Below are 339 nucleotides of genomic sequence, written 5' to 3'. Positions count from 1 at the left end.
ATGCGATGAACCCGCTTGGCGTTGACGACAGGCTTGTCGGCGGCTCGCCTTTCGCGATTGAGGAGCGCGGCGATCCGCCGATAGCCATAGGTTGGCCTYTGATCCACCAGCCTKCGGATGGCGGGCAGAAGCTCTGCATCCTCGGCCTTGTGATAGGAGCCGCGCGGCTTCGATCTGCCTTTCAGCCGCTCGACCAGGTTGGAACGGGAGACGCTCAATGTTTCTGCGACGGTCTTCATCGCGAACCGTCCTTCGGCAACAAGATCGGCCGCGATATCCGTTTTTTTGAGTCTGCTTTGGAAAGGGCTTCGCGGAGGATTTCGACCTCCATCGTCTTGC

General features: G+C 59.6%; 1 pseudogene. It reads right to left on the bottom strand.

The window, feature by feature from the left end:
• Positions 1-339: pseudogene (locus ASG68_RS32950) on the bottom strand (IS3 family transposase); the annotation flags it as partial.

It is taken from the genome of Rhizobium sp. Leaf453 (assembly GCF_001425605.1).
Lineage (GTDB): Bacteria > Pseudomonadota > Alphaproteobacteria > Rhizobiales > Rhizobiaceae > Pararhizobium.
The sequence above is the reverse complement of the archived record's forward strand: the minus strand, read 5'-3'. Positions and strand labels throughout refer to the sequence as shown.